Source organism: Luteimonas sp. MC1825 (assembly GCF_014764385.1).
Taxonomy (GTDB): Bacteria; Pseudomonadota; Gammaproteobacteria; order Xanthomonadales; family Xanthomonadaceae; genus Luteimonas.
Window position 1 is genome coordinate 2,436,366 of sequence record NZ_CP061714.1, and the last position, 18,411, is coordinate 2,454,776.

The window sequence follows — 18,411 nt, forward strand, 5'->3', positions numbered from 1 at the left end:
GAATCGATCCTCCACGCCGATCCAGCGGCCGCACAGCCGGCCCACATGCCGCGCTGCGGCGCGGCAATACGCGGTGATGACCCTGTGCCATAGTCGGGCGGTTGCGTTTCGCGACCACACCCTGGGGAGGGTTTCATGCTCGAGCAGCAAGCTTTGTGGCTGGCACTGGTCTGTGCCGGCCTGGCGATCATCTACGGCATCCTTTCCGCGCGCTGGATCCTGGCGCGGCCCGCGGGCAACGACCGCATGCAGCAGATCGCGGCCGCGATCCAGGAAGGTGCCGGTGCGTACCTTCGGCGCCAGTACGCCACCATCGCGATGGTGGGCGTGGTGCTGTTCTTCGTGATCGGTTTCGTGCCGGCACTGGGCTGGCCGACCGCGATCGGCTTCGCCATCGGCGCGGCGCTGTCGGGCCTCGCCGGCTTCATCGGCATGTTCGTCTCGGTGCGCGCCAACGTGCGCACCACGCAGGCCGCCACGGTGAGCCTCAATGACGCGCTCGCGGTGAGCTTCCGCGGCGGCGCGGTGACCGGCATGCTGGTGGTCGGCCTGGGCCTGCTCGGCGTGGCCGGCTATTTCATGTACGTCATCGGCCAGGGCCGCGACGAAGGTTCGGTGGTCGCCGCGCTGCAGCCGATGATCGGCCTGGCGTTCGGCTCTTCGCTGATCTCGATCTTCGCGCGTCTGGGCGGCGGCATCTTCACCAAGGGTGCCGACGTCGGCGCGGACCTGGTAGGCAAGGTCGAAGCCGGCATTCCCGAGGACGACCCGCGCAACCCGGCGGTGATCGCCGACAACGTCGGCGACAACGTCGGCGACTGCGCCGGCATGGCCGCCGACCTGTTCGAGACCTACGCGGTCACGATCATCGCCTCGATGCTGGTCGCCGGCATCGCCTTCACCACCTACGGCTGGGCCGGCGTGGTGTATCCGCTGGTGCTGGGCGCGGCGTCCATCGTCGCCTCGATCATCGGCACGTTCTTCGTCAAGGTGCGCGCCGGCGGCAAGATCATGAACGCGCTGTATCGCGGGCTTGCGGTGTCCGGCGTGCTGGCGGCCATCGCGTTCTGGTTCATCACCGCCGACATGTTCGAAGCATCGCTGGCGCTGCCGCTGTTCTGGTGCGCGATCGTGGGACTGGTGCTCACCGGGCTGCTGGTGGTGATCACCGAGTACTACACCGCCACCGAATACGCGCCGGTGCGCGGTGTCGCCAAGGCTTCCGAGACCGGCCACGGAACCAACGTGATCGCGGGCCTTGCGGTGTCGATGAAGTCGACCGCGGCACCGGTGATCGTGGTCGCGGCCGCGATCTGGACCTGCTACCAGCTGGCCGGCCTGTACGGCCTGGCGGTCGCCGCCACCGCGATGCTGTCGATGGCGGGCATGATCGTGGCGCTGGACGCCTACGGCCCGATCACCGACAACGCCGGCGGCATCGCCGAGATGGCCGGCCTGCCGCCGGAGATCCGCGAGACCACAGACGCGCTCGACGCGGTGGGCAACACCACCAAGGCGGTCACCAAGGGCTATGCGATCGGTTCGGCGGGCCTTGCGGCGCTGGTGCTGTTCGCCGACTACGCGCACAAGCTGCAGCTGTCGGGCACGGCCACCAACTTCTCCATCGAGAACCCCAACGTGGTCATCGGCCTGTTGATCGGCGGCATGATCCCGTACCTGTTCGGCGCGATGGCGATGCAGGCCGTTGGTCGCGCGGCGGGCGCGGTGGTGGAGGAAGTGCGCCGCCAGTTCCGCGAGATCCCCGGCATCATGGAAGGCACCGGCAAGCCGCAGTACGACCGCGCGGTGGACCTGCTGACCCGCTCCGCCATCCGCGAGATGATCATTCCCTCGCTGCTGCCGCTGGCCATACCGGTGATCGTCGGCCTGACGCTCGGCGCCGACGCGCTGGGCGGACTGCTGATGGGCACCATCGTGACCGGCCTGTTCCTGGCGATCTCGATGTGCACCGGCGGCGGCGCCTGGGACAACGCCAAGAAGTACATCGAGGAAGGCCACCACGGCGGCAAGGGCTCCGAGGCGCACAAGGCCGCGGTCACCGGCGACACCGTCGGCGATCCCTACAAGGACACCGCCGGCCCGGCCATCAACCCGCTGATCAAGGTGACCAACATCGTCGCCCTGCTGCTGGTGCCGCTGCTGTAAGGACGGCGGGCGAAACCACGAAAAAAGCGGCCTCCGGGCCGCTTTTTTTTTGGCTCTGAGTGCGCGCGCCCGGCGCAGTGGCCCGGGCCAGCGCGTCAGCCGGCCTCGAACGTCCCCGTCGCGGGATCGAACCACGGCGTACACAGCATCTGCTGCGTTTGGGCCATGTCGAACGACGCGGTCCACACGGCGACATCGCCTGCGGAGTCGGCAGCTTCGAAGGCCGCGTCATCGAACGGCTCCACGCCCAGGCACCAGCGCACGCGCGCGCCCGCGCTGCCCAGTGACAGGTCGAAGGCAAATGCGCCGTCCCGGCTGTCCCCAGCGGCAAGCTTCGACGCCAGGGGCACCGGGGGCACCGTGGGCGACGGGCTGGGCAGGGCGCGTGCCGCGTGCAACAGGACCAGTCCGTCTTCGCCATGCTCGAAGCGCGGGGCGGGGATGTCGCCCGCCACCAGCTTCTTCGTCATCACAGCGTGCCGGTCACCGCGATCGAACACCGCAAGCGCGTCCTGCCCGGTGTTGCTGACGCGATAGCGCACGGCCAGTGCGTCGCCTTCCGGATCGAAGGCAACCTCCAGGCGCGCCCCTTCCCCTTCAACAACGGTACGCGCGACGTGGTCTTCCTCATGCATCTGCCTGGGCTCCGTTTTCTCCTGGGCGCCCACGGCATGCGGAGCGAAGAGGACTGTGCACAAGACCGCGGCAGCGGCTCGCGGGGTGGCGCTCATCACCATGCTGGATCACCTGTGACCATGCGGAGGAGAGAGGATGGACCCTGGAGCGCACTCAGGCCAGCGTGTAGGCCAGGCGATCCGGGAGACCGAGCTCCTCGCGGAAGCCGTTCTCGGTCAGGTGGTCGGGATTGGCGGTGGTCGGCGCGGTAGCCGGATCGCCGTCGAAGTCATGGGCGGGAGCGCTTGTCTCCAGGCCGACAGCCTGGCGCTCCGCGTTGGCCACGTTGCGACGCGGGGCGCCGTCGGGGCCCTCGCCACGGTAGGTGCCCGGCTGGAAGCTGCCGTTCACGCCGTTGTAGGCGTGCGACATCTCGTGGTACAGCACGACGACCGGTGCCGGGAACGCATCCATGTGGAAGGAGGGGTTGTAGCTGATGTCGACGTCGCCACCGGCGCCGGCACGTCCATTGCGGATGTCGGCGTCGCGGCTGAAGGTCTGCGCATAGCCGTTCTGCTCGTTGGCCAGCTCCTTGATCGTCACGGTGTTGCCCTTGGCGTCGGCGGCCTTGTCGAACTCGGCCAGCATCTGCTGGCCGACGGGCGACGCGCGCAGGAAGTCGATTTCCGACCGGATGCGCTGCACGAAGGCTTCCGAGCCCTCGATGCGGATCGTGCTGCCGGCGCTGGCGTCGATGGCGACATTGAGCACGCTCGGCGTGGCGCCGGTGGCGGCGTTCACCAGGTCGCCGATTTCGGCATGCACCACGGTGTTGTCGCCCGCGTTGTCGATGACATCATCGCCCGCGCCGGCATACACCCGGCTGGGGTCCTCCCCGACGGTGATGCGATCGTTGCCGGTGCCACCGGACAGGATGTCGCTCACGCCCCCGCCCCTGATGCTGTCGTTGCCGGCGCCACCCTCGATGAAGTTGGTGCCGCGGCCTGCGGTGACCTGGTCGTCGCCGTCGCCGCCGTGGAGGATGTTCACGCCGTCGCCGCCGGTGATGGTGTCGTTGCCGCTGTTGCCGAACACGTCGTCGCGGCCGGCACCGCTGCTGATCACGTCATCGCCCGCGCCGCCATCGATGCGGTCGTCGCCGGCGCCGGTGGTGATGGCGTCGTCGCCGTCGCCGCCTTCGATCACGATGTTGACCTGCACGTTCGACGCCACTTCGATCACGTCGTCGCCGGCACCGGCGCGGATGGTCAGCTCCTGGCCCTGGCCCAGGCGGACCTCGTAGTTCTCACCGTTGACCTGCACGTCGAGCGTGCCGTCGTCGCGCTGCCTGACGCCCACCTTGTCGTCGCCGGCGCCGGTGGTGAACACCAGCTGGTCGCTGCTGATGTAGCCGTCGGCATTCGTGCGCTCGCGTGCGATCGACACCTGGCCGTCCCTGTGCAGCGGATCGACCAGGATCGGCTTGCCATCGGGCGTGCTGCGCTGGCTGCGCTCGCCGCTGTTGGTGGCGGTGCCGTCGACCTCGACCGCCTGCTGCTCCGCATTGCCAGGAGCTTCGGAGACCGGTTCGTTGCCGTCGAGGTCGCTCGCGTGCGGCGCCGATGCCTCGCTGCCAAGCGCGTCCGGACCATGGTCGTGTCCGTCGTCCGGGTCCGACGGGTTGTTCCAGTAGCCCGCGCGGTTGAGGTGGGCGGCGGCACTTGCGCCTGGATCAAACTGGGCGGACTGGACGGTCATGGACGCACTCGCTCGCTGGGGATACGGGAGCGTATGTTTCGCCGCCGCGGCGCTGCGACCAAGCTGGGGCGTACCCCACCTCGGGTCGGCCCGGCGCCCTTCAGGCACGCGCCGCCTTTGCTGCATCGCAGCAGGGGCGCGTAGAATCGACGGTTTCCGCCACGGCCCGGGCGCCTGCCCCGCCGACCACCACTGGAGCCACCATGGGCCTGGACCATGTGAAGACCGGCAACAATCCGCCGGACGAAATCAACGTCATCATCGAGATCCAGAAGGACGCCGAGCCCGTCAAGTACGAGGTCGACAAGGAGTCCGGTGCGATCTTCGTCGATCGCGTGCTGTCCACGCCGATGCGCTACCCCTGCAATTACGGCTACGTGCCGCACACGGTCTGCGGTGACGGCGATCCCGCCGACGTGATGGTGATCCTGCCGCTGCCGCTGGTGCCGGGCTCGGTGATCCGCTGCCGTCCGGTGGGCGTGCTGCGGATGGTCGACGAGGCCGGCCAGGACGAGAAGATCCTGGCGGTGCCCGACCCCAAGGTGTTCGCCGGCTATGCCCACGTCCAGGACCTCGACCAGGTCTCCAAGCACTGGCTGGAGCGCATCGGCCACTTCTTCGAGCACTACAAGGATCTCGAGAAGGGCAAGTGGGTGAAGATCGACGGGTGGGGCGACGCGGCCGAGGCCAAGGCGATCCTGCGCGAGGCGATGGCGCGCTACCAGCAGGGCTGAGCCCGGCGGCTCACCGCGTGCGCCGCTGGTGGCGGACCACGGTGAGCGCGATCACCCGCCCGACCACGGCGGCGATGTAGCCCACGCCGGCGAACTGCTCCAGCATCGACAGCGCGCGCGCCGGCGCACCGATCGCTTGCACGTCGCCGTTGCCCACGCCGGACAGCGTGGAAAAGCTCAGGTGCAGCAGTTCGATCCACCGGCGCGGGCGATCCGGCTCCACCATGCCGGTGAAGCTCCCGGGAAACAGGGCCTGGCAGACGATGTAGGCGTAGGCGAAGGCCCACGCCAGCAGCGTGAACGTGGCGGCCGCGGCGAACAGCTCGTCGGCGCTGACCTCGTGGTCTTCCAGCATGTAGTGGATGAGGCTGCCGGCCGCATAGAAGTACAGCAGTGACTCCAGCACCGCCGAGGCGGTGGCGAAGCCCGGTTGCTGCAGCGCGATCGCCAACGCCGACATGGCGATCGCCGGAATCGCGAGCAGCCATGCGATCCAGTTGGCCGAATGGCTTCGGCGCACCACCCAGACCGCCAGCGGCACCACCACCAGCGCCAGCGCGCCGAAGGCGAGGCGCCCGTCGCGGGTGCCGTCGATCGCCGGATACACCAGCAGGCTCAGCAGCTGCGCCGCGAGCAGGAGCGCTGAAGGATGGCGGCTGGCCAGGGCCGGCCAGCGCGACCCCGCCAGTGACGGTCGTGGCATGCGGCGTCTCAGGAGCCCATCGCGGTGACGCGCTTACTCGACAGGCGTGCGCGAACCCGCGCGATGCGGGTAGGCGGCGAAGATGTCGGCAATGGTGGCGTCGATGCCCGCGTCCCGCTTTGCCGCGTCGAGGTTGCGCGATACGCGCCCCACCGCGATGCCTTCCCACACCAGCGCGTTGCGCCGCGCGTCCACCAGGTCGATGTTCATCGTGCCCTCGGTGTAGCGGTGCACCGTGGTGCGGTCATGCCAGTACGGCATGGCGACGTAACCACGCGCGCGGTAGCTGTAGTAGTACGCGTAGTCGACGTCGGGAATGCTGCTGACGTCGGTGCGTTGCTGCATGTAGGCGTTGATGTTGAGCCACAGGTCGGGATCGTTTTCGCTGTAGCGGTAGCCACGCGATTCCATCTGCGCGCGGGCGGCCGCCTTCATGCGGCCGCTCACCAGGCTGGCATAGCCCTCGCGTTCGATCGCCAGCGGCGAATAGAACGCGAAGCTGCGGTAGGCGGAGAAGTCGGCGCGGGGATCGGAGTCCGTGCTGATGCGCGGACCCGTGGCGCAGGCCGCCAGCAGGGCAAAGGCACAGCCCAGCAGCAGCCAGCGCAGCGTTGACGTCGGGCGCTTGCGGGTCATGGCGGATCTCCGTTCAGGTCTGGCCTGAAACTAGCATGCCGTCCGCCGACCCGGCGTGAGCCTTGGCCGCCGCTGACCGTCCGTTCCACCCGCGTTGCTTAACGGTACAGCCGGCAGCGGTCGCGCCCGCTGCCGGTCCGCCCGCCTACTCCCGCCGGTAGACCTCGGCCCCCGCGGCGAGGAACTCGGCCGACTTGTCGGCCATGCCCGTCTCGAGTGCCGCGGCGTCGTCGACGCCCTGGGCCGCCGCGTACTCGCGCACGTCCTGGGTGATCCGCATCGAGCAGAAATGCGGGCCGCACATGCTGCAGAAGTGCGCCAGCTTGTGCGCGTCCTTCGGCATGGTCTCGTCGTGGTACTCGCGGGCCCGGTCGGGATCGAGCCCGAGGTTGAACTGGTCGTCCCAGCGGAACTCGAAGCGCGCCTTGCTGAGCGCGTTGTCGCGCACCTGCGCGCCTGGATGGCCCTTGGCGAGGTCGGCGGCGTGGGCGGCGATCCGGTACGCCATCAGGCCGTCGCGCACGTCGGCGCGGTTGGGCAGGCCGAGGTGCTCCTTCGGCGTCACGTAGCAGAGCATGGCGGTGCCGAACCAGCCGATCATCGCCGCGCCGATCGCGCTGGTGATGTGGTCGTAGCCGGGCGCGATGTCGGTGGTCAGCGGCCCGAGCGTGTAGAACGGCGCCTCGCCGCACTCGGCCAGCTGCTTGTCCATGTTTTCCTTGATCAGCTGCATCGGCACGTGGCCGGGGCCTTCGACCATGGTCTGCACGTCGTGCTTCCAGGCGACCCTGGTCAGCTCGCCAAGGGTTTCAAGCTCACCGAACTGCGCCGCGTCGTTGGCGTCGGCGATGCAGCCCGGGCGCAGGCCGTCGCCGAGCGAGAAGGCCACGTCGTAGGCCTTCATGATCTCGCAGATGTCCTCGAAGTGCGTGTACAGGAAGCTCTCGCGGTGGTGCGCCAGGCACCACTTGGCCATGATGCTGCCGCCGCGCGAGACGATGCCGGTGACCCGCTTCGCGGTGAGCGGCACGTAGCGCAGCAGCACGCCGGCGTGGATGGTGAAGTAGTCGACGCCCTGCTCGGCCTGCTCGACGAGCGTGTCGCGGAAGATCTCCCAGGTCAGTTCCTCGGCGCGGCCATCGACCTTCTCCAGTGCCTGGTAGATCGGCACCGTGCCGATCGGCACCGGCGAGTTGCGGATGATCCACTCGCGGGTCTCGTGGATGTGCTTGCCGGTGCTGAGGTCCATGACATTGTCCGCACCCCAGCGCGTCGCCCACACCAGCTTTTCCACTTCCTCGGCAATGCCGGACGACACGGCGCTGTTGCCGATATTGGCGTTGACCTTGGTCAGGAAGTTGCGGCCGATGATCATCGGCTCGCTCTCGGGGTGGTTGATGTTGCAGGGCAGGATGGCGCGGCCACGCGCAATCTCGTCGCGCACGAACTCCGGGGTGATGGACGACTGGATGCTGGCGCCGAAGGACTCGCCGGGGTGTCGCAGCAGCAGCGTGGCATCGCGCACGGCGTCGAGGCGCTGGTTCTCGCGGATGGCGACGTATTCCATCTCCGGCGTGACGGTGCCCTGGCGCGCGTAATGCATCTGGGTGACGTTGGCGCCGGCCCTGGCGATCCGCGGCAGGCGGCGGTTGGGAAAGCGCACCGCGTCGAGTCGGGCGTCCGACTCGCGGCTGCGGCCGAACGCCGAGCTGATCGCCGGCAGCAACACGGTGTCGCCGCGTTCTGCGATCCATTGCGCGCGCAGCGGCGCCAGGCCGGCCGAGAGGTCGATACGCGCGTCGGGATCGGTATAGGGGCCCGACGCGTCGTAGACCGCGATCGGCGGATTGTCCTCGCCGCCGAACAGTGTCGGCGTCTGCGACTGGTGGATTTCGCGCATCGCCACGCGAAGGTCGGGGCGCGATCCCTGCACATGGATCTTGCGCGAGCCGGTGATCGGGCTGGTGACGGTGTCGGAAAGCTGTGCGGCCTGCTGCTGCAGGCTGGCGGGCTCGGCATTCATGGCGTTCGTCCTGGTTGATGGCTGGACGAAGCGGCGGCGCCGGACGCACGGAGCGTGCCCGTGGTTCCCGCGAAGCTTCCCTACGCCGGTATCAGCCGGATCAGGTTCGAAGGGTGTTTCTCAACCACGCCGTGCCGGCCGCGGTACCCCCGCTTCAACGGGCATTGCACCACGTTGCCCGCGCCCGGGCCAGCCCGTGCCGCGCGCGGCATAATTGCCGGCCATGACCGACACCCGCGCTCGCCCGCTTTCCGCCACCGCCTTCGCCCCGGCCAGCGTGGGCAACATCGGCGTGGGCTTCGACCTGCTCGGGCACACCATCGACGGGCCGCGCGACGTCGCCCACGTGCGCCGGATCGACGCACCCGAAGTGCGCATCGACGCCGTGCGCGGCGACGTGCGCGGCGTGGCGACGATCCCGCTGGACGCTGCCGCCAACACCGCCGGCCTCGCGCTGCAGTCGCTGCGCTCGGCGCTGGCGCTGCCCTACGGCTTCGCAGTGGAGCTCGACAAGGGCATCGCGCTCGGCTCCGGGCTTGGCGGCTCGGCGGCATCGTGCGTCGCCGCGCTGGTCGCCGCCAACGCGCTGCTCGATGCGCCGCTGCCGCGCGAGGCGCTGTATCCGTTCGCGCTCGACGGCGAATGGGCGTCCACCCACAGCCGCCAGGGCGACAACGTCGGGCCGATGCTGATCGGCGGCGTGGCGATGGCCACGCCGACGCGTCTGCTGGCGCTCGCCGTGCCCGCGTGGCTGCACTGCGTGGTGGTGCATCCGGACCTGGTGCTGGAGACCCGCGACGCGCGCGCGGTGCTGTCCGCGCCCTACGCGCTCGCCGAGGTGGTCGCGCAGTCCACCCATCTCGCGCTGTTCCTCACCGGGCTGGCACGCGGTGATGCGTCGCTGATCGCCGACGGACTGCGCGACCTGCTGGTGGAGCCGCGCCGCGCGCCGCTGATCCGCGGATTCAATGCGGTCCAGGCCGCGGCCATGGACCATGGCGCGCTGGGTGCGAGCATTTCCGGTGGCGGGCCAAGCTGCTTCGCGTGGTTCGACAGCCGCGCAGGCGCGGAGCGGGCGGCGCCGGCGATGCGCGCCGCGTTCCTCGATGCGGGCTGCGACGCGCGCGCCTACGTTTCGCCGGTGGCCGGTCCGCGCGCGGAGTTGCTTGGCGACAGCTGAACCGCCAGCGGCTCGTCGCGGCGCACCTTGAACCACGCCGCGTACAGCGCCGGCAGGAACAGCAGGGTCAGCACCGTGGCGACCGTCAGGCCACCCATGATCGCCACCGCCATGGGCCCGAAGAACAGCGAGCGCGACAGCGGCACCATCGCCAGGATCGCCGCCAGCGCGGTCAGCACGATCGGCCGGAAGCGGCGCACGGTGGCGTCGACGATCGCATCCCAGCGCGCGTGGCCGGCGTCGATGTCCTGCTGGATCTGGTCCACCAGGATGATCGAGTTGCGCATGATCATGCCGGCCAGCGCGATGGTGCCGAGCATCGCCACGAAGCCGAACGCGACGCGGAACACCAGCAGGAACAGCACCACGCCGATCAGCCCCAGCGGCGCCGTCAGCAGCACCAGCGCGCTGCGCGAGAAGCTGCGCAGCTGCAGCATCAGCAGTGTCACCACCACGAACAGGAACAGCGGCAACCCCGCCTTGATCGAGTCCTGCCCACGCGTGGCGTCCTCGACCGTGCCGCCGGTCTCGAGCAGGTAGCCCTGCGGCAGCGCCGCGCGGATGGCGTCGAGCGTCGGCAGGATCTGTGCGACCACGGTCGGCGGCGTGGTCACACCGCGCACGTCGGCGCGCACGGTCACCGTGGGCAGGCGGTTGCGGTGCCAGATGATGCCTTCCTCGAACGCGTACTCGAGGCGCGCGACCTGCGCCAGCGGCACCGACTGGCCGCTGGCGGTCGGGACCGCCAGGCTGCCCAGCATGTCGAGCCGCGTGCGCTCGTCCGCCGGCCCGCGCATCAGCATGCCGACCAGTTCGTTGCCGTCGCGGTACACGCTCACCTGCAGCCCGGACAGCGATCCGGCGAGGAACTGCGCGAGCTGCTGCGAGCTGACGCCGAGCACGCGCGCGCGCTCCTGGTCGATCACCAGCCGCACCACCTTGCTCGGCTCGTCCCAGTCGAGGTTGACATTGGCGGCGTGCGGATTGGCGCGCACCTGCGCGGCCACCTCGAGGGCGATCGCGCGCACGCGCTCGATGTGCTCGCCCGATACCCGGAACTGCAGCGGATAACCCACCGGCGGCCCGTTCTCCAGGCGCGTCACGCGCAGTTGCAGGCCGGGGAACGCAGGCGCGACCTCGTCGAGCAACCAGCCGCGCAGGCGTTCGCGGGCGTCGACGTCTTCGCCGCGCACCACGAACTGCGCGAAGTTCGCCGCCGGCAGCTGCTGGTCGAGCGGCAGGTAGAAGCGCGGCGAGCCGGTGCCCACGTAGGCCACGTAGCTGGCCACGCCGTCCTGCGCCTGAAGCAACGCCTCCATGCGCGCGACTTCGTCCGCGGTGGCGCGCAGCGAACTGCCCTCCGCCAGCTCCAGGTCGACCATCAGCTCGGGGCGCTGCGAGTCGGGGAAGAACTGCTGCGGCACGAAGCGGAAGATCAGCACCGACACCAGCAGCAAGGCCACGGTGCTGCCGATCACCAGCCAGCGACGCTCCAGGCACCACTCCAGCAGGCGCCGGAAACGGCGATAGAACGGCCGCTGGTAGGGATCGCCTGCATGGCCGTCGCCCAGCGGCGGCGGCGCCAGCAGCACGGCGTACTGCGGCCAGCGGTCGGCCCAGTGCAGGCGACGCGCGCGCCAGCGCCCGGCGATGGAGCGCGGCGACGGCGCGACCGGATGCGCGAGGTCGGGCAGCATGCGCTCGCCGAGCAGCGGGATGAACAGCACCGCCACCACCCACGACACGATCAATGCGATGCCCACGACCTGGAACAGCGAGCGCGTGTACTCGCCGGTCGACGACGCCGCGGTCGCGATCGGCAGGAACCCCGCCGCGGTGACCAGCGTGCCGGTGAGCATGGGGAACGCCGTGTGCGACCAGGCGTAGCCGGCCGCGGTGAAGCGGTCGAAGCCCTGCTCCATCTTGATGGCCATCATCTCCACCGCGATGATCGCGTCATCCACCATCAGGCCGAGCGCCAGCACCAGCGCGCCGAGCGAGATCTTGTGCAGGCCGATGCCGAAGTACTGCATCACCGCGAAGGTCAGCGCCAGCACCAGCGGGATCGACACCGCCACCACCAGCCCGGTGCGGAAGCCCAGCGAGAAGAAGCTCACCAGCAGCACGATCGCCACCGCTTCCACCAGCACGCGCATGAACTCGCCGACCGATTCGCGCACCGCCTGTGGCTGGTCGGACACCTGCGCGAGCTGCATGCCCGCCGGCAGCGCGTCCTGCTGGCGCGAGAACTCCGAATGCAGCGCGCCGCCGAGGCGCAGGATGTCGCCGCCATCGCGCATCGCCACCGCGATGCCGATCGCGTCCTCGCCCATGAAGCGCATGCGCGGCGCGGCGGGATCGGCGAACCCGCGGCTCACCGTGGCCACGTCGCCAAGGCGCAGCGTGCGGTCGCCGGCGCGCACCGGGAAGTCGCGGATCTCGTCCAGCGATCGGAACGCGCCATCGACACGCAGCTGCACGCGCTCGCTGCCGGTCTCGAAGAAGCCCGCTCCGGTGACCGCGTTCTGCGCCGCCAGCGCCTGCTGCAGCGACGCCAGCGGAATGCCGAGCGTGGCCAGCTTGGCGTTGGCGACCTCGATCCAGACCTTCTCGTCCTGCAGGCCGACCAGCTCCACCTTGCCGACGTCGGGCAGGCGCTGCAGCTCGAGTTCGATGCGCTCGGCGTAGTCCTTGAGCACCGCGTAGTCGAAGCCTTCGCCGGTCAGCGCATAGATGTTGCCGAAGGTGTCGCCGAACTCGTCGTTGAAGAATGGCCCCACCACGCCCTCCGGCAGCGTGGCGCGCATGTCGCCGACCTTCTTGCGCACCTCGTACCAGAGTGCCGGCACGTCCCTGGAACGCATCGAATCGCGCGCCATGAAAATGATCTGCGACTCGCCCGGGCGCGAGTACGAGCGGATCAGCTCGTAGCGGCCGGTGGCCATCAGCGTGCGCTCGATGCGCTCGGTGACCTGGCTGGCGACATCCTCGGCGGTGGCGCCCGGCCACACGGTGCGCACCACCATCGCCTTGAACGTGAACGGTGGATCCTCGGACTGGCCGAGCTGCCTGTACGACCATGCGCCCACCACCGCCGCCACCAGCATCGCGTACAGCACCAGCGTGCGGTTGCGCAGCGCCCACTCGGACAGGTTGAAGCGCATGCCGCTCACGGCGACGGGTTGACGGGGCGGTTGTCGCTGTCAACCGGGGCCACGGCCTGGCCTTCGCGCAGCAGGTGCCCGCCGGCCACCACCACCCAGTCATCGGCCGACAGCCCGGCCAGCACCGGTACGCGCTCCGATCCGAACGGGCCCAGCTCCACCGGCACGGCCTTCAGGCGCGCGTCGCCATCCACCACCCACACGCTGGCCGTGCCGTCGGCACCGCGCTGCACGGCAGGCAGCGGCACCGACAGCGGCACGGCGCCGGCCGCGCGCACGAACACGCGGGCGCTCTGGCCAAGGTCGACGCGGCCCGCGGCATCGGCGTCCAGCGCCACGCGCGCGGCATAGGTGCGCGCCTGCGCATCGGCGGCCGGGGCGATCTCGCGGATCGTGCCGTCCAGGCGCACGCCCGGCGCGCTCCACAGCTCGACCTTGACCGGCTGGCCGATCGTGAAATCGCGGATCCGCGATTCAGGCAGCGCGATCGCCACCTCGCGGCCGCCGTCGCCGGCGAGCGTGAACACCGTCTGCCCCGCCGCGACCACCTGGCCGGCTTCGGCCTGGCGGCTGGCGATGACGCCCGCGGCGGGCGCGCGCAGCGTGGCGTAGCCGGACTGGTTGCGTGCCACGTCCAGCTGCGCGCGCGCCGCACGCGCCTGGCCGGCGGCGGCCTGGTAGGTGGCCTCCTGCGCGTCGCGCGTCGAGCGGCTGACCAGTTGGTCCTCGGCAAGCGCGGCGTAGCGCGCCCGGTCGGCGCGGGCGCGGACCAGTTCGGCCTCGGCGGCGGCAAGCCGGGCCTGCGCGGCACCGGCCTCAAGCGCGAAATCGCCGGGATCGAGTTCGGCAAGCAGCACGCCGCGCTCGACGCGGGCGCCGACATCGACCGCGCGCCGCACCAGCATGCCACCCACCCTGAACGCCAGCGGGCTCTCTTCGCGGGCACGCACCTCGCCGGCGAACGCGGCGACGCCCGCGCCGGACGCGGCGGGATGCGCCACCAGCACCGGTCTCGGCGGCGGCTCGGCCGGCGTGCGCTCGCCACAGGCGGCCAGGCTGGAAACAATGGCACCCGCCAGCAACCAGGACCGCCTTGCCATGGCCTCTCCGTGTTGGCCGCGTGGCCATGGGAAAACGGCGGTCATCCTATAATTATCAAACTCCATGGTCTAGTATTTGGACATGTCCGCCTGCGCAGCCCAGCCCCCTCCCCGACCCGCGCCTGGCAGGCCCAAGGACCTGGCCAAGCGCGCCGCGATCCTGGATGCCGCCAAGCAGATGTTCACGCGCCAAGGGTTCGACGGCGCCAGCATGGACCAGATCGCGACGCTGGCCGGCGTGTCCAAGCTCACCATCTACAGCCACTTCGGCGACAAGGACGCGCTGTTCGTCGCGGCGGTGAACGCCGCCTGCGAGCAGCAGTTGCCCACGGCGCTGTTCGAGCCATCCCCCGATACCCCGCTGCGCGAGCGGCTGATGGACATCGGTCGGGCCTACCACGCGCTGGCCACGGCGCCGGAAGCGGTGGCCAGCCACCGCATGCTGTGCGTGCCCCGGGTCGACTCCACGCTGGCCTGCAAGTTCTGGAATGCCGGGCCGGCTCGGCTGCACGAGGCATTTGCCGCGCTGTTGGCGCGGCGGCAGACCGCCGGCGAACTCGACGTCGGCGATCCGGCGCGCGCCGCCGGGCATTTCTTCTCGCTGGTCAAGGGCGAGGCGCATGCGCGCCTGGTCATCGGCTACCCCGATACCGCGACGAAAACCGACGTGGAAGCGCACCTCGCGTCCTGCGTCGACCTGTTCCTGCGCGCCTTCGCAGGCCGCCGCGAGGCCGGCTGAGCGCCCCGCCGGCGGTCCCGGTGACTTCCGGCACTCAAGGCCGCGCCGCCCGCGCCACCATGCTGTCAGCGTGCCTTCCCGCGATTTCACCTAAAATGGCCGGTCACCCAGACCGCCAGGCTCCCAATGACCCTTGATTACGCCAAAGCCCGCGAAGCCATGGTCGAACAGCAGGTTCGTCCGTGGGAGGTGCTCGACACCCGCGTCCTCGACGTGATCGTGCGGCTGCCGCGCGAATCCTTCGTTCCGGCCGCGCACCGCGCGCTCGCCTATGCCGACCTCGAGATCCCGCTTGCCCAAGGCGAGTCGATGATGAAGCCGGTGGTCGAAGGCCGGGCCTTGCAGGCGCTGGCGCTCGACGGCAGCGAGGACGTGCTCGAGATCGGCACCGGCAGCGGCTACCTGGCTGCGTGCCTCGGCCGCCTCGCGCGTTCGGTGCTCAGCATCGAACGCCACGGCGACCTCGCCGCCACCGCCCTCGCCACCCTGCACGCCGAAGGCCTGGACAATGTCGACGTCGAGCACGCCGATGCCTTCGCCTGGAACACCGACCGCAAGTTCGATGCGATCTGCGTCACCGGCGGCGTCGACGTGGTCCCGCCCCACTTCCTCGGCTGGCTGCGTCCCGGCGGCCGCATGTTCATCGTCCGTGGCCGCGCGCCGGTGATGGAGGCGGTGCTGATGCACGCCGACGTCAACGGTGCGCGCACGGAATCGTTGTTCGAGACCGACCTGGCCTACCTGGCCGGCGCGGCCCCCGTGCCGGCATTCGCGTTCTGAACGCCAGTCCACACCAAGGATCCTCCATGACCCGTCGTCCCCTCGTCCTCGCGCTCCTCCTGGCACTGCTGCCCGCCGCGGCATCGGCCGAAGACCTGCTGCAGGCCTACGAGCAGGCCCGCAACAGCGATCCGACCTTTTCCGCCGCCGAATCCAGCCGGCTCGCGACGCGCGAAGGCGCGGTGCAGGCGCGCGCGTCGCTGCTGCCCCAGATCGGCGGCAGCGCGTCGCTGTCGCGCTCGCGCACCGAGACCTCGGGCCGCGACATCGACGAACTTACCGGACAGTCCTTCGTCGGCCGCAGCGAGTCCGAAGTGACGTCCCGTTCGCTGGGCGTGAATCTCAACCAGGCGGTGCTCGACCTGGGCCGCATCAGCAACCTTCGCTCGCAGCGCGAACTGGCCACCGCGGCCGACTTCACGCTCGACTCGGCCGGCGACTCGCTGATCACCCGCACCTCGGCGGCGTACTTCAACGTGCTGGTCGCCATCGAGACCCTGGCCGCGGCGCAGGCGCAGGAGGCGGCGTTGAAGAAGCAGTTCGACTTCGCCGACAAGCGCCTGGAAGTCGGCCTGGCGCCGATCACCGACGTGCACGAAGCCCGCGCGCAGTACGACAGCGCGCGCGCCAACACCATCGTCACCGGCAACGCGCTCGAGGACGCCTACCAGGCGCTGCGCCAGATCACCGGTACCGATGTCCGCAACCTCAAGGGCCTGCCGGAAGACTTCCGCCCCGCGCTGCCCACCGAGCAGGCCGTCGACGGCTGGGTTTCCAGCGCGGTCGAGAACAACCCGGGCCTCAAGGCGCTGGAACACCAGCTGCAGGCCGCCGGGCACGATGTCGGCACCGCGAAGGCGGGCCACCTGCCCACGATCTACCTGTCCGGCAGCTACGGCGACACCGACCGCTGGGGCGACCCCACGGCGTTGCCGGGCGGCGCCATCGCCCGGCTCGACGCCGAGTCGAAGTCGCGCAGCGTGGGCCTGACGCTGGACGTGCCGATCTTCGCCGGCGGCGCCACCCAGTCCCGCGTACGCCAGGCCATCGCCACCCGCGACGTGCGCCAGGACCAGTACGAGGCCGAGCGCCGCGCGCTGGTGCGCGAGACGCGCAATGCCTACCAGACGCTGGTGGCCGGCATCAGCGAGGTCGAGGCGCGCAAGGCCGCGGTGTTCTCCGCACGAAGCGCGTACGACGCCTCGCAGGTCGGACTGGAAGTCGGCACGCGCACGGTGCTCGACGTTCTCAACAACCAGCAGACGCTGTTCAACGCCGAGCGCGAGTACGCGCTGGCGCGCTACAACTTCCTGCAGAACCGGCTGCTGCTGGAGCAGGCGGCCGGCACCATCGACATCGCAAGCGTGCAGGACGTCAATCGCCTGCTGACCGTCGACGCCGAGACGCGCCTGCAGGCGCCAGGCACCAACGGCCGCTGAGCGCGGCAGTTGGCGGCAAGGCAAACAGGGCGCTTCGGCGCCCTGTTGCGTTCAGGGCGCCGGCGGCAGGTTCGGCGCGATCAGCTCCATGGTGCGCGCCAGTGCGCCACGCCCGGCCTTCACCAGCTGCAGGCCCGCCTGGGCCATTGCCTCGTGCGCCTGGTCATCGGCGAGCAGCCCGGCCACCGCCAGGCCGACCGCGTCGGCATCGGCGGCGATGCGCAGCGCACCGGCTTCGTCGAGCTGGCGTGCGATGTCGCTGAAATTGTGCAGGTGCGGCCCGGTCACCACGGCCACGCCCAGCGCCGCCGGCTCGAGCAGGTTGTGTCCGCCGACCGGCTGCAGGCTGCCGCCCACGAAGGCCACGCGCGCGCAGGCATAGAACTGCGCCAGCTCCCCGAGCGTGTCGATCACGAACACGTCGTCGTTGCCGTCAGGCCAGTGCGTGAACTGGCGCGTCGCCACCCGCCAGCCTGCTTCCACGCAGGCCTGGGTGACGGCGCGGAAGCGTTCCGGATGGCGCGGTGCCCACAGCAGCAGCAGCGTTGGCCAGCGTTCGCGCAGGCGCCGGTGGATGGCGATGATCGCCGCTTCCTCCTCGGGGTGCGTGCTGGCCGCGATCCACGCCATGCGGCCACCGCTGTGCCCGGCGAACGCGGCGGCGGTGCGGCGCGCCGCGTCGTCCACGGTGATGTCGAACTTGAGGTTGCCGAGCACGGTGACCGCCGCGGGCTCGGCGCCCAGGCGCACGAAGCGCTCGCCGTCGGCCTCGGACTGCGCGGCGACGCGCGCCAGCGTGCGCAGCGCCCGCGCCACCAGCGGGCGCAGCACGCGGTAGCCACGCAGCGACCGCTCCGACAGGCGAGCGTTGACCAGGTAGGCCGGAATGCCGTGGTCGCGGCAGCAGAACAGGAGGTTCGGCCACAACTCCGTCTCCAGCACCAGCGCGAGTCGCGGCCGGTGGTGGTCGAGGAACCGCCGCACCGCACCGGACAGGTCATAAGGCAGGTACACGTGGTCGACCCGGTCGCCCCACAGCGCCTGCACCCGGGATGAGCCGGTCGGCGTGATGGTGGTCACCAGCAGGCGAAGGTCGGGCCGCGCGGCCAGCAGCGCGTTCACCAGCGGCGCCGCGGCATTCACTTCGCCCACCGATACCGCGTGCACCCACACGCACTCGCCCGCGGCGGGTGGTGCGCGATAGATCGCGTAGCGCTCGTCCCAGCGCTGCAGGTAGCCGACCTGGCGGAATCCGCGCCAGATCAGGTGGTACACCGTGACCGGCACCAGCAGGTACAGCACGGCCGAATACAGCGCGCGCAGCAGGCGTTCAACGGCGCGTTCGCTAGGGGCGGCCTTCATGCGGCAAGGATA

The 18,411-nt window shown here is 70.3% G+C and carries 14 protein-coding genes and 1 riboswitch; of the genes, 6 read left to right on the forward strand and 8 right to left on the reverse strand.

Translation table 11 applies throughout. The features are described 5' to 3' along the window. Positions 1 to 135 precede the first annotated feature (135 nt). Positions 136 to 2,166, forward strand: a complete 2,031-nt coding sequence (locus tag IDM46_RS11420; RefSeq protein ID WP_185115773.1) for a sodium-translocating pyrophosphatase — start codon at positions 136 to 138, stop codon at positions 2,164 to 2,166. A gap of 95 nt (positions 2,167 to 2,261) precedes the next feature. Here the strand turns inward: IDM46_RS11420 and IDM46_RS11425 are convergent, their stop codons facing one another. Both IDM46_RS11425 and IDM46_RS11430 read right to left on the reverse strand, forming a co-directional pair. Next, a complete protein-coding gene (locus tag IDM46_RS11425) occupies positions 2,262 to 2,897 on the reverse strand; it encodes a hypothetical protein (RefSeq protein ID WP_185115774.1) in 636 nt (211 codons plus the stop codon). A gap of 58 nt (positions 2,898 to 2,955) precedes the next feature. Further along, complete coding sequence (locus IDM46_RS11430) at positions 2,956 to 4,539, reverse strand: M91 family zinc metallopeptidase (RefSeq protein ID WP_185115775.1); 1,584 nt, start codon at positions 4,537 to 4,539, stop codon at positions 2,956 to 2,958. A gap of 203 nt (positions 4,540 to 4,742) precedes the next feature. Here IDM46_RS11430 and ppa point away from each other — a divergent pair, with 203 nt between their 5' ends. Then, positions 4,743 to 5,273: an inorganic diphosphatase gene (gene ppa, locus IDM46_RS11435; RefSeq protein ID WP_182824704.1), complete on the forward strand. Its 531-nt coding sequence runs from the start codon at positions 4,743 to 4,745 to the stop codon at positions 5,271 to 5,273. A gap of 10 nt (positions 5,274 to 5,283) precedes the next feature. Here ppa and IDM46_RS11440 read toward each other — a convergent pair whose 3' ends face one another. From IDM46_RS11440 to thiC, 3 genes are all read right to left on the reverse strand, one after another. After that, on the reverse strand, positions 5,284 to 5,976 hold the full coding sequence (locus IDM46_RS11440; protein WP_185115776.1) for a two pore domain potassium channel family protein: 693 nt from the start codon (positions 5,974 to 5,976) through the stop codon (positions 5,284 to 5,286). 33 nt (positions 5,977 to 6,009) lie between these two features. Continuing rightward, positions 6,010 to 6,612, reverse strand: a complete 603-nt coding sequence (locus tag IDM46_RS11445; protein ID WP_185115777.1) for a DUF4136 domain-containing protein — start codon at positions 6,610 to 6,612, stop codon at positions 6,010 to 6,012. Between the two features lie 145 nt (positions 6,613 to 6,757). Continuing rightward, on the reverse strand, positions 6,758 to 8,635 hold the full coding sequence (gene thiC, locus IDM46_RS11450; RefSeq protein WP_185115778.1) for a phosphomethylpyrimidine synthase ThiC: 1,878 nt from the start codon (positions 8,633 to 8,635) through the stop codon (positions 6,758 to 6,760). 59 nt (positions 8,636 to 8,694) lie between these two features. Continuing rightward, a riboswitch (TPP riboswitch) is annotated at positions 8,695 to 8,796 on the reverse strand. A gap of 62 nt (positions 8,797 to 8,858) precedes the next feature. Between thiC and IDM46_RS11455 the strand changes: the two genes are divergently transcribed. Next, positions 8,859 to 9,815 carry a homoserine kinase gene (locus IDM46_RS11455; RefSeq protein ID WP_185115779.1) on the forward strand — a complete coding sequence of 319 codons (957 nt, stop codon included), beginning with the start codon at positions 8,859 to 8,861 and terminating at the stop codon, positions 9,813 to 9,815. On the opposite strand, the gene IDM46_RS11460 is transcribed toward IDM46_RS11455, so the two are convergent. After that, positions 9,764 to 12,979, reverse strand: a complete 3,216-nt coding sequence (locus IDM46_RS11460; RefSeq protein ID WP_185116090.1) for an efflux RND transporter permease subunit — start codon at positions 12,977 to 12,979, stop codon at positions 9,764 to 9,766. The genes IDM46_RS11455 and IDM46_RS11460 overlap by 52 nt on opposite strands. Positions 12,980 to 12,984: 5 nt before the next feature. Further along, the gene (locus tag IDM46_RS11465; RefSeq protein WP_182824694.1) at positions 12,985 to 14,079 is read right to left on the reverse strand and encodes an efflux RND transporter periplasmic adaptor subunit; all 1,095 of its coding nucleotides are present in this window, start codon (positions 14,077 to 14,079) and stop codon (positions 12,985 to 12,987) included. Between the two features lie 82 nt (positions 14,080 to 14,161). On the opposite strand from IDM46_RS11465, the gene IDM46_RS11470 reads away from it, so the two are divergent. The 3 genes from IDM46_RS11470 to IDM46_RS11480 all read left to right on the forward strand — a co-directional run bounded on the left by IDM46_RS11470 (position 14,162) and on the right by IDM46_RS11480 (position 17,037). Continuing rightward, positions 14,162 to 14,818: a TetR/AcrR family transcriptional regulator gene (locus IDM46_RS11470; protein WP_185115780.1), complete on the forward strand. Its 657-nt coding sequence runs from the start codon at positions 14,162 to 14,164 to the stop codon at positions 14,816 to 14,818. 126 nt (positions 14,819 to 14,944) lie between these two features. Continuing rightward, positions 14,945 to 15,598, forward strand: a complete 654-nt coding sequence (locus IDM46_RS11475; RefSeq protein WP_182824690.1) for a protein-L-isoaspartate O-methyltransferase — start codon at positions 14,945 to 14,947, stop codon at positions 15,596 to 15,598. 26 nt (positions 15,599 to 15,624) lie between these two features. Beyond that, positions 15,625 to 17,037, forward strand: a complete 1,413-nt coding sequence (locus IDM46_RS11480) for a TolC family outer membrane protein (protein ID WP_185115781.1) — start codon at positions 15,625 to 15,627, stop codon at positions 17,035 to 17,037. Positions 17,038 to 17,088: 51 nt separating this feature from the next. Here IDM46_RS11480 and waaA read toward each other — a convergent pair whose 3' ends face one another. Next, positions 17,089 to 18,399 carry a lipid IV(A) 3-deoxy-D-manno-octulosonic acid transferase gene (gene waaA, locus IDM46_RS11485; protein WP_185115782.1) on the reverse strand — a complete coding sequence of 437 codons (1,311 nt, stop codon included), beginning with the start codon at positions 18,397 to 18,399 and terminating at the stop codon, positions 17,089 to 17,091. Between the last annotated feature and the right edge of the window lie 12 nt (positions 18,400 to 18,411).

Coding starts and splice junctions, on each gene's coding strand:
- IDM46_RS11470 (WP_185115780.1), top strand. CDS start 14,162: ATGTCCGCCTGCGCAGCCCAGCCCCCTCCCCGACCCGCGCCTGGCAGG.
- IDM46_RS11430 (WP_185115775.1), bottom strand. CDS start 4,539: ATGACCGTCCAGTCCGCCCAGTTTGATCCAGGCGCAAGTGCCGCCGCC.
- thiC (WP_185115778.1), bottom strand. CDS start 8,635: ATGAATGCCGAGCCCGCCAGCCTGCAGCAGCAGGCCGCACAGCTTTCC.
- IDM46_RS11440 (WP_185115776.1), bottom strand. CDS start 5,976: ATGCCACGACCGTCACTGGCGGGGTCGCGCTGGCCGGCCCTGGCCAGC.
- ppa (WP_182824704.1), top strand. CDS start 4,743: ATGGGCCTGGACCATGTGAAGACCGGCAACAATCCGCCGGACGAAATC.
- IDM46_RS11475 (WP_182824690.1), top strand. CDS start 14,945: ATGACCCTTGATTACGCCAAAGCCCGCGAAGCCATGGTCGAACAGCAG.
- IDM46_RS11425 (WP_185115774.1), bottom strand. CDS start 2,897: ATGAGCGCCACCCCGCGAGCCGCTGCCGCGGTCTTGTGCACAGTCCTC.
- waaA (WP_185115782.1), bottom strand. CDS start 18,399: ATGAAGGCCGCCCCTAGCGAACGCGCCGTTGAACGCCTGCTGCGCGCG.
- IDM46_RS11460 (WP_185116090.1), bottom strand. CDS start 12,979: ATGCGCTTCAACCTGTCCGAGTGGGCGCTGCGCAACCGCACGCTGGTG.
- IDM46_RS11445 (WP_185115777.1), bottom strand. CDS start 6,612: ATGACCCGCAAGCGCCCGACGTCAACGCTGCGCTGGCTGCTGCTGGGC.
- IDM46_RS11465 (WP_182824694.1), bottom strand. CDS start 14,079: ATGGCAAGGCGGTCCTGGTTGCTGGCGGGTGCCATTGTTTCCAGCCTG.
- IDM46_RS11420 (WP_185115773.1), top strand. CDS start 136: ATGCTCGAGCAGCAAGCTTTGTGGCTGGCACTGGTCTGTGCCGGCCTG.
- IDM46_RS11455 (WP_185115779.1), top strand. CDS start 8,859: ATGACCGACACCCGCGCTCGCCCGCTTTCCGCCACCGCCTTCGCCCCG.
- IDM46_RS11480 (WP_185115781.1), top strand. CDS start 15,625: ATGACCCGTCGTCCCCTCGTCCTCGCGCTCCTCCTGGCACTGCTGCCC.